This is a genomic window from Stenotrophomonas sp. ZAC14A_NAIMI4_1, assembly GCF_003086915.1.
In the GTDB taxonomy this organism is placed as follows: domain Bacteria; phylum Pseudomonadota; class Gammaproteobacteria; order Xanthomonadales; family Xanthomonadaceae; genus Stenotrophomonas.
Map to the genome: position 1 here is coordinate 3,679,953 of NZ_CP026002.1, position 9,011 is coordinate 3,688,963.

Here is a 9,011-nt window from a genome sequence, read left to right on the forward strand (position 1 = left end):
GAGAGCCGAACCATGAAACAGTCCAAGCGCATCGATCCCTTGCTGAAGCGGGCCCAGGAACACGAAGACGCCGTGGCCCGCGACCTGGCCGAGCGCCAGCGCGTGCTCGACACCCACCTGTCGCGCCTGGACGAGCTTCGCCGCTATGCGGAGGAGTACGCCAACGCGCAGATGGCCGCGACCAGTCCCGCGCAGCTGCTGAACCGGCGCGCGTTCCTCGACCGCCTCGACAGCGCCGTGGAACAGCAGCAGGCCACGGTGAACGGCAACCGCGAAAAGGTGGAAGCCGAACGCGCGCGCCTGATCCTGGCCAGCCGCGACAAAGCCGTGCTGGAACAGCTGGCCGCCAGCTACCGTGCCCAGGAAAAGGTGGTGACCGACCGCCGCGACCAGCGCGAGATGGATGACATCGGTGCCCGTCGTGCGCGCCTGGCGCAGACGGCGGAACCGGACGGCGGCGACCAGGGAGACCGCGCGTGATGCCCTCCGCGCTTTCCAGCAGCACCGGCACCGGCAGCACCGCCAGCAACCCCTCCAGCAGCGCGCGCAGCACCGGCAGTGGCAAGGACTTCGGGCAGATGCTGCAGGGCTCGCCCGAAACCGCCGCGAAGGCACCGCCGGCCAGCAAGGCCCAGCCAGGCAAAGCGGGCGCGCCGTCCCATGGCGCGCCTGCCAACCCGGACGGCAGCGCAGACAAGCCGTCCAGCGCCGCCACCGACAGCGACGCCACGCCGACTGAAGTGGCGACGGCCTCCTCGCCCCCCACGTCAGCCGCTGCGGACGACAAGGACACGGCGAGCGAGGGCGACGATGCGCCGTGGCCGCCGCTCGGCCTGGCCGGCCTGGTGCTGGCGGTACCGGTGCCCATCGACGGGGTTGCCCCCACGCCCGCGGCCAGCGCCACTGGCGTTGATGCCGGCCTGTCCACGGCCGCCCCGACGCTGCCGGCTGCTGCACCGTTGGCGGCCGGCGCGCCTGCATCCCCAGCAGTGACCGCTGCAACGGCGGACAGCGACGGCGAGATCACCACCCAGCAACTGCCGGACATGATCCTGGGCCAGCAGGTGCTGGACGCTGCTGACGACGCCGACAGCCTGCTGATCGGCGATCGCACGCCGCCCGCCCCGCTACAGGCCCCGCTGCCTGCCGCCCTGCAGGATCTGAAGGCGGCGCTGGCCAGCACTGCAGCGTTCAATGGCGAACCGACGCCGACCCCGACCCTGGGTGACGACGGCTTCGACCAGGCCATCGGCGCGCGCCTCGGCTGGCTGGCGGACCAGAAAATCGGCCACGCCCATATCCGCCTGAACCCGGAGGACCTGGGCCCGGTGGACGTTCGCCTGCAGATGAACGGCGACAAGGTGCATGCCAGCTTCAGCAGCCCGCACGTGGACGTGCGCCAGGCCCTGGAAAGCAGCCTGCCACGCCTGCGCGAACTGCTGGGCGAACAGGGCTTCCAGCTCGCCCATGCCGACGTCGGCCACCACAACAGTGGCGACGGCAGTCCGTCGTCGTCGCCGGGCGGCGGCACGGGCCTGGGCGGTGGCGACGGAGAACCGTCGCGAGGCGAGGCCACGATGTCGGCAGCACAGCTGATCCGCCAGCGCGGCCTGCTGGACGCCTACGCCTGACGGCAGCGCCGGGCCTGGCCCGGCGCGCCGACGGAATTCCGTCGCCCGCTGCCCGTCGCGTTGCGGCACGCCCCTTGCATATCCCGGTGAAGCAACCCTCAGGAGCTTCACCTCGTGGCCGCAGCCGCTGACAAAACCAAGAAGACCGCCGACAAGGACAAGACCGCCAAGCCGCGTAGTCCGCTGTTGATCACCGCCCTGGTGGCCGTGCTGGCCGCAGGTGCCGCCGGCGGCAGCGTCTGGTTCTTCACCCAGTCCAAGCACGAAGACAAGACCGCCGAAGCCCCGAAGAAGGGCGCGACCCCGGCCCCGGCCCAGTACTTCGCGCTGGATCCGGCCTTCGTGGTCAACCTCAACGGCTCGATGGACGGCCCGCGCTACCTGCAGGTGGAAGTGCAGCTGATGACCCGCGATCCGGCCGCGCTGGAAGCGATCAAGACGCACGCCCCGGCCATCCGCGCACGCCTGCTGATGCTGTTCTCGCAGGTCACCTCCGACCAGATCGCCGATATCGCCGGCAAGCAGAAGCTGCAGGCCAATGCGCTGGCCGAAGTGCAGAAGGTGCTCAAGGCCGAGACCGGCAACAACGGTGCCGACGATCTGCTGTTCACCAGCTTCGTGACCCAGTAAGGGCTGCCCCCGATGAATGACCTGCTGTCCCAGGATGAGATCGATGCCCTGCTCCATGGCGTGGACAGTGGCGCGGTCGAAACCGAGCCGGAGGCGCCCAGTGGCGAAGCCCGTTCGTACGATTTCGCCAGCCAGGACCGCATCATCCGCGGTCGCATGCCAACCCTGGAAATGGTCCACGAGCGTTTCGCGCGCCTGTGGCGGATCGGCCTGTTCAACCTGATCCGCCGCTCGGCCGAACTCTCGGTGCGTGGCATCGAGCTGATCAAGTTCAACGACTACATGCACTCGCTGTATGTGCCGACCAACCTGAACCTGATCCGCTTCAAGCCGCTGCGTGGCACCGGCCTGATCGTGTTCGAGCCGACCCTGGTGTTCGCCATCGTCGACAACTTCTTCGGCGGTGACGGGCGCTACCCCACCCGCATCGAAGGCCGCGAATTCACCGCCACCGAAATGCGGGTGATCCAGCTGCTGCTGAAGCAGACCTTCGCCGACCTGCGCGAGGCGTGGGCGCCGGTGATGGAGGTGGATTTCGAATACATCAATTCGGAAATCAACCCGCACTTCGCCAACATCGTGACGCCGCGCGAGTACGTGGTGGTGTGCCGACTGCACGTTGAACTCGATGGCGGTGGCGGCGACATCCACGTCACCCTGCCGTACTCGATGCTCGAGCCGATCCGCGAACTGCTCGACGCCGGCATCCAGAGCGACCGCAACGACCGCGATGCCAGCTGGGGCGTGATGCTGCGCGAGCAGCTCAACATCGCCGAAGTGACCCTGTCCAGCGTGCTGGCCAGCAAGCGCATGACCCTGCGCGACCTGACCCGGCTGAAGGTGGGCGACATCCTGCCGATCGAGCTGAACCCGCAGGTGCCGCTGTGCGTGGAGAACATCCCCGTGTTCACCGGCGAATTCGGCGTCGCCAACGGCATGAACGCCGTGAAGATCACCGCTACCCATCCGCCGGGCACCCGCCCGCGCGTACCCGTCATCCAGGAAGACCCGCAATGAACGATATCGACGCCCTCGAACCGACCCCGGCCCAGTTCAGCAGCCTGCAGGCCGACGAGTCGATCGGTCCGGACCTGAACCTTGACGTGATCCTCGACGTGCCGGTGACCCTGTCGCTGGAAGTCGGTCGCGCCCGCCTGCCGATCCGTAACCTGCTGCAGCTCAACCAGGGCTCGGTGGTGGAACTGGAGCGCGGTGCTGGTGAGTCGCTGGATGTGTTCGTCAACGGCACCCTGATCGCCCATGGCGAAGTGGTGGTGATCAACGACCGCTTCGGCGTGCGCCTGACCGACGTGGTCAGCCCGAGCGAGCGGATCCGGAGACTGCGTTGAGTCTGCTGCTCGCCACTGCCCAGGCCGCTGCGAAGACCACCCCGCAGATCGGCCAGCATGCCGCCGGCGCACCGAGCCTGTTCGGCGCGGTGCTGGCGCTGCTGGCCGTGCTGGCGCTGGTGGTCGGCCTCGGCTGGCTGCTCAAGCGCATGCCGGGCAGCGGCTTCCGCCCGCCGGAAGGCATGAAGCTGGTGGCCACCCTGACCGTGGGCGCCAAGGAACGCGTGGTGGTGGTGGAGGTCAATGGCCAGCAGCTGCTGCTGGGCGTCACCGCCGGCAGCATCAACGCCCTGCACACCCTTTCCGAGCCGCTGCCGCCACCGACCCCGGTGCGCGTGCCGGACCTGAAGAACCTGCCGAATTTCGCCCAGCTGCTGCAACAGCGGCTGCGCAAGGATCCCTGACATGCGTGTCGCCCGTACCCGCCCTGCCACCGCGCTGTCGTGGCTGCTGTTGATCGCCCTGTGCCTGCTGCCTGCGCTGGCGTTTGCAGCGCCCGGCGCGCCGGTTGCACTGCCCGACGTCAACGTCGGCAAGATCGGCGGTGCGCCGGTCAGCCTGCCGTTGCAGACCCTGCTGCTGATGACGGCGATCACCCTGATCCCGTCAATGCTGCTGGTGCTGACCTCGTTCACCCGCATCATCATCGTGCTGGGCCTGCTGCGGCAGGCGCTGGGTACGGGGCAGACGCCGTCCAACCAGGTGCTGATGGGGCTGGCCCTGTTCCTGACCGCGATGATCATGATGCCCACCTGGGACAAGGCGTGGAGCACGGGCATGGCGCCCTACCTCAACGGCGAGATCGACTTCCAGACCGCCTGGACCATGACCACCCAACCGCTGCGCGGCTTCATGCTGGCGCAGATCCGCGAAACCGACCTGATGACCTTCGCCGGCATCGCCGGGCACGGCACCTACGCCAGCCCCGACGCGATCCCGTTCCCGGTGCTGGTGGCCTCGTTCGTCACCAGTGAACTGAAGACCGCCTTCGAGATCGGCTTCCTGATCTTCATTCCGTTCGTGATCATCGATCTGGTCGTGGCCAGCGTGCTGATGTCGATGGGCATGATGATGCTGTCGCCGATGCTGGTCTCGGCCCCGTTCAAGATCCTGCTGTTCGTACTGGTCGATGGCTGGGTGCTGACCGTGGGAACGCTGGCGGCCAGCTTCAATCCGGCTTGATCTAAGCAACGGCAGTCGAGCATGGCTCGACTCTACATAAGCAGATGGAACAAGAATGTCTCCCGAACTTGCCCTGACCGAACTGCGTGGCGGCCTGATCACCGTGTTGTGGGTGGCCGGCCCGCTGCTGCTCACCGTACTGGTGGTGGGCGTGGTGGTGGGCGTGGTCCAGGCCGCGACCCAGTTGAACGAACCGACCATCGCCTTCGTCGCCAAGGCCGCCGCGCTGACGGCGGTGCTGTTCGCGCTGGGCAGCCTGCTGATCGGCCACCTGGTCGAATTCACCACGCTGCTGTTCCAGCGCATTCCACACCTGATCGGCTAGGGCCTGCGCGCTGATGGATGCCGCCACCCAGATGGCTGCCGACGGCCTGCAGGCCTTCGGCATGATCGCCACGGTGCTGTGGACGATGCTGCGCATCGGTGCCGTGGCCATGGCCATGCCCATGATCGGCACGCGCGCGGTGCCGGGACGCGTGCGCGTGATCCTGGCCGGCACCCTGTCCATCGCCCTGGCGCCGCTGCTGCCCCCGGTACCGGACTGGACCGGCTTCGACGCCGCCACGGTGCTGACCATCGCCCGCGAGCTGGCCATCGGCGTATCCATCGGCTTCATGCTGCGATTGATCTTCGAGGCCGGTGCGCTGGCCGGCGAACTGGTCGCACAGGGCACCGGCCTGGCCTTCGCGCAGATGAGCGACCCCCTGCGCGGCGGCACCTCGGGCGTCATCGGCCAGTGGTTCTACCTGCTGTTCGGCTTGCTGTTCTTCACCGCCAATGGCCATCTGGCGCTGATTTCGCTGGTGGTGGACAGCTATCGCGCGCTGCCCATCGGCGCGCCCCTGCCCGATCCCAACGCCTTCTTCACCATCGCCCCGACCCTGTTGCTGACCGCGCTGCGCGGCGCCCTCACCCTGGCCATCCCGCTGACGGTGGCGATGCTGGCGGTGAACCTGGCGTTTGGCGTGCTCGCCCGTGCCGCGCCTGCGATGAATCCGATCCAGCTCGGCCTGCCGGTGTCGCTGCTGCTGGGCCTGTTCCTGCTGGCCCTGCTGGTGGGTGAAATGGGCCCGCCGGTGCAGCGCCTGTTCGATGCAGCCTTCGAGGCGGCGGGCGCCGTCACACAATGACGCCATCATCACGACTTACCGCTTGCCCTGCCCCCCGGGCAGCACGGTAGAGTGAATAGGCGGCGACCGGGGGGCGCTGCATCCGGCAGTCCGTGCGGACTGCCTGCCTCATCCATGCCCCAACGTAGTTTTTCCGTCGACAGGAAGGTCCGGGAGAAAGACGAATGCTGGTAGGCACGTACAACCCGTGGCTGGTAGCGGTGTCGCTGCTGGTCGCCGTCATGGCGTCATACACCGCGCTGGCCATGGCCGGCCGCACGGTCACCGCGCCCGGCAAAGGGGCTACCTGGTGGTGGCGGCTGGGGGGTGGTTTCGCCATGGGCCTGGGCATCTGGTCCATGCATTTCATCGGCATGCTCGCCTTCGACCTGCCCATTCCACTGGGCTACGACCTGCCGATCACCCTGCTTTCCCTAGGCATGTCCATCGCCGCCTCGGTGTTCGCGCTGTGGCTGGTGTCGCTGCGCACGCTGCCCCATCCGCGCCTGGCCGGTGGCGCGATACTGATGGGCATCGGCATCGCCGGCATGCATTACGTCGGCATGGCCGCCCTGCGCATGAACCCGGGCATCGACTACGACCCGGCCTGGCTGGCACTGTCGCTGCTGGTGGCCGTGGCTGCCTCGTGGGTGGCGCTGTACGTGGCCTTCCGCCTGCGCGCGCAGCACACCCGCAGCGTCGACCGGCTGGCGGCCGCCGGCCTGCTCGGCCTGGCCATCGTCGGCATGCACTACACCGGCATGGCCGCCGCCCGCTTCCCCGAAGGCAGCGTCTGCGGCGCGGCCGTGGGCGATGGCCTGCAGAACACCTGGCTGGCGATGCTGGTGGTGGTGCTCACCGTGGCCATCCTCGCCGTGGTGCTGGTGGTGTCCTGGATGGACCAGCGGGTGGAGGCACAACTGCTGCGCCTGCGCAATTCGATGCTGAGCACCTCGTTGACCGATGCCCAGCAGGAGCTGACCCAGGCCGCACTGCATGATCCGCTCACCCGCCTGCCGAACCGGCTGCTGCTGCAGCGGGGCATCGTGCAGGCGCTGGCCGAGGCCGAACAGGGCGGCAGCCGGTTCGCGGTGATGTTCATGGACCTCGATGGCTTCAAGCAGGTCAACGATGCCTATGGCCACCAGGCCGGCGATGCGCTGCTCGTGGCCGTGGCCGAACGCACCCGCCAGCTGCTGCGGCCCAACGACCTGCTGGCCCGGCTGGGCGGTGATGAATTCGTGCTGGTCGTCCGCATCGAGCACGACGAGGACCTGCCCACCCTGGCCCGGCGCATCCTGCAGGCGGTGGGCAGCGCCCCGCTCCTGCCCGACAGCGAGCTGCAGGTGACCGCCAGCATCGGCGTGGCGATCTGCCCCGACCATGCCGCCAGCGAGCGGCAGCTGATGGCCTTTGCCGATGCGGCGATGTACCAGGCCAAGGAATCGGGCCGCAACGCCTTCGTGATGTTCGCCGACTGGATGAACGACAGCGCCGAGCAGCAGTTCCGCCTGCTGGCCGACCTGCGCCGGGCGATCAGCAGCGACCAGCTGTTCCTGCACTACCAGCCGAAGATCCAGGTGGCCACGCAGAGGGTGGCCGGCGCCGAAGCGCTGATCCGCTGGCGCCATCCGGAGCACGGCCTCATCCCGCCGGACCGCTTCATCCGCCTGGCCGAGCGCAGCGGCGCCATCAACGAGATCGGCCGCTGGGCACTGGACCAGGCCTGCGCGCAGCTGCGCCGCTGGCACGACGCCGGCCACGACGGCTGGTCGATGTCGGTCAACCTGTCGCCGGTGCAGTTCGGCTCGCCGCACCTGCTGCAGGATGTTACCGAAGTGCTCGAGCGCCATCGCATCACGCCGCGCCAGCTGGTGCTGGAGATCACCGAAAGCGCGGTGATGCGCGATACCGATACCAGCCTGCGCCTGCTGCAGGCGCTGTCGGCACTGGGCGTGGGCATCTCCATCGATGATTTCGGCACCGGTTATTCAAGCCTGCTGTACCTGAAGCGGCTGCCGGCCACCGAGATCAAGATCGACCACGCCTTCGTGCGCGACCTGGAACACAGCGCCGAGGACGTGGTGATCGTGTCGGCCATCGTGGCGCTGGGCCACGCGCTGGACATGGACATCGTGGCCGAGGGCGTGGAAACCGCTGCCCAGCGTGCCTACCTGGAGCGGCTGGGCTGCGACTACCTGCAGGGCTTCCTGCTGGGCCGGCCGGTGGATGCGGCGCGCTTCATGCAACTGCACGACCTGCCGCGGCCACGCATCGAGCTGGCACCGAGCCCGCCGCCTAACGGCAATGCGCCCCTGTAGAGCCGAGCCTGCGCTCGGCTGGGTCACGCCACGCGCGAAGGGCAGCCGAGCATCGGCTCGGCTCTTATCTCTTCCGAGTCTGGCACCTTAGGTGCCGAGAGCCCGGCGCGGACGACCGTTCGGCTCTAGGTCTTTTCGATCGCTCTGTAGCAAGGATCTCCGCGCCGGTTTCTCCCTGATCCGCCCGAACAGTTGATCGAGCTGGCACTCGTACTGATAAGACTGGGCAAGCGGGGGGAGCTCTCGACCCTGTCAGCCTAGCGGAGTTGCCTCATGTTTGGGATCGGAATCGACGTCAGCGGTGAGAATCTGGATGTAGCCGTCCATGAACAGGCCTTCCGTCAGTTCAAGAACAACAAGCGGGGCTGGGCCAGTCTGATCAGGTGGCTGCAGCAGTGGCCAGCCAAGCAGGTCGTGCTGGAGGCCAGCGGCGGCTATGAACAGAAGGCGCTGGACGCCTTGCACGGAGCTGGCTTGCCGATGGTGCGGATCAACCCAGGCCGTGGCCGCAGCTTCGCCTCAGCCACCGGGAAGCAGGCCAAGACCGATCGCATTGACGCCATGGTTTTGGCTCACATGGCCGACGCTCTCAAGCTGACCCGCTACGTCCCGCCAGCGGCCTGGCAGCGCCGTCTGGGTGAGCTCTGCCAGCGTCGGCGCCATCTGGTGCAGATGCGGGTGAGCGAGCATCAGCGCATGCGCGCGTTCAGCGAACCCAGCCTGATTTCCATGCTGAATCAGCATCTGCGCGAGATCCAGAGGAGCATCAAGCAGCTCGATTCCATCATC

At 67.8% G+C, this 9,011-nt stretch carries 11 protein-coding genes; all 11 read left to right on the forward strand.

Annotation, left to right across the window (positions count from 1 at the left end; translation table 11 throughout):
- The first annotated feature begins 12 nt into the window (after positions 1-12).
- Complete coding sequence (gene fliJ / locus C1926_RS16810) at positions 13-480, forward strand: flagellar export protein FliJ (protein WP_108759995.1); 468 nt, start codon at positions 13-15, stop codon at positions 478-480.
- Positions 480-1,631 (forward strand): flagellar hook-length control protein FliK, encoded by a 1,152-nt coding sequence (locus C1926_RS16815; RefSeq protein ID WP_108759996.1) that lies wholly within the window; start codon positions 480-482, stop codon positions 1,629-1,631. Before fliJ ends, C1926_RS16815 begins: the two co-directional genes overlap by 1 nt.
- Before the next feature lie 114 nt (positions 1,632-1,745).
- Entirely contained in the window at positions 1,746-2,261 is a 516-nt protein-coding gene (locus tag C1926_RS16820) for a flagellar basal body-associated FliL family protein (RefSeq protein ID WP_108746645.1), read from the forward strand.
- A gap of 12 nt (positions 2,262-2,273) precedes the next feature.
- Positions 2,274-3,278, forward strand: coding sequence for a flagellar motor switch protein FliM (gene fliM, locus C1926_RS16825; protein WP_108759997.1), 1,005 nt, complete (start codon positions 2,274-2,276; stop codon positions 3,276-3,278).
- On the forward strand, positions 3,275-3,610 hold the full coding sequence (gene fliN / locus C1926_RS16830; RefSeq protein ID WP_079221815.1) for a flagellar motor switch protein FliN: 336 nt from the start codon (positions 3,275-3,277) through the stop codon (positions 3,608-3,610). The genes fliM and fliN overlap by 4 nt, the downstream gene beginning before the upstream one ends.
- The gene (gene fliO / locus C1926_RS16835; protein ID WP_079221814.1) at positions 3,607-4,014 is read left to right on the forward strand and encodes a flagellar biosynthetic protein FliO; all 408 of its coding nucleotides are present in this window, start codon (positions 3,607-3,609) and stop codon (positions 4,012-4,014) included. The genes fliN and fliO overlap by 4 nt, the downstream gene beginning before the upstream one ends.
- A gap of 1 nt (position 4,015) precedes the next feature.
- Positions 4,016-4,792 (forward strand): flagellar type III secretion system pore protein FliP, encoded by a 777-nt coding sequence (gene fliP, locus C1926_RS16840; RefSeq protein WP_079221813.1) that lies wholly within the window; start codon positions 4,016-4,018, stop codon positions 4,790-4,792.
- 55 nt (positions 4,793-4,847) lie between these two features.
- A complete protein-coding gene (locus C1926_RS16845) occupies positions 4,848-5,117 on the forward strand; it encodes a flagellar biosynthetic protein FliQ (RefSeq protein ID WP_005413254.1) in 270 nt (89 codons plus the stop codon).
- A 13-nt stretch (positions 5,118-5,130) separates the two neighbouring features.
- Complete coding sequence (fliR, locus tag C1926_RS16850; RefSeq protein WP_079221812.1) at positions 5,131-5,922, forward strand: flagellar biosynthetic protein FliR; 792 nt, start codon at positions 5,131-5,133, stop codon at positions 5,920-5,922.
- Positions 5,923-6,086: 164 nt separating this feature from the next.
- On the forward strand, positions 6,087-8,222 hold the full coding sequence (locus tag C1926_RS16855) for a bifunctional diguanylate cyclase/phosphodiesterase (protein WP_108759998.1): 2,136 nt from the start codon (positions 6,087-6,089) through the stop codon (positions 8,220-8,222).
- Positions 8,223-8,495: 273 nt separating this feature from the next.
- Positions 8,496-9,011, forward strand: a 516-nt coding sequence (locus C1926_RS16860; protein ID WP_216822020.1) for a transposase, incomplete at its 3' end; no start/stop codon positions are given.

Bases quoted from the DNA above. Each gene is read 5' to 3' on its own strand.
- fliJ (WP_108759995.1), top strand. From the start codon at position 13: ATGAAACAGTCCAAGCGCATCGATCCCTTGCTGAAGCGGGCCCAGGAA.
- C1926_RS16815 (WP_108759996.1), top strand. From the start codon at position 480: ATGCCCTCCGCGCTTTCCAGCAGCACCGGCACCGGCAGCACCGCCAGC.
- fliM (WP_108759997.1), top strand. From the start codon at position 2,274: ATGAATGACCTGCTGTCCCAGGATGAGATCGATGCCCTGCTCCATGGC.
- fliN (WP_079221815.1), top strand. From the start codon at position 3,275: ATGAACGATATCGACGCCCTCGAACCGACCCCGGCCCAGTTCAGCAGC.
- fliP (WP_079221813.1), top strand. From the start codon at position 4,016: ATGCGTGTCGCCCGTACCCGCCCTGCCACCGCGCTGTCGTGGCTGCTG.
- C1926_RS16845 (WP_005413254.1), top strand. From the start codon at position 4,848: ATGTCTCCCGAACTTGCCCTGACCGAACTGCGTGGCGGCCTGATCACC.
- fliR (WP_079221812.1), top strand. From the start codon at position 5,131: ATGGATGCCGCCACCCAGATGGCTGCCGACGGCCTGCAGGCCTTCGGC.
- C1926_RS16855 (WP_108759998.1), top strand. From the start codon at position 6,087: ATGCTGGTAGGCACGTACAACCCGTGGCTGGTAGCGGTGTCGCTGCTG.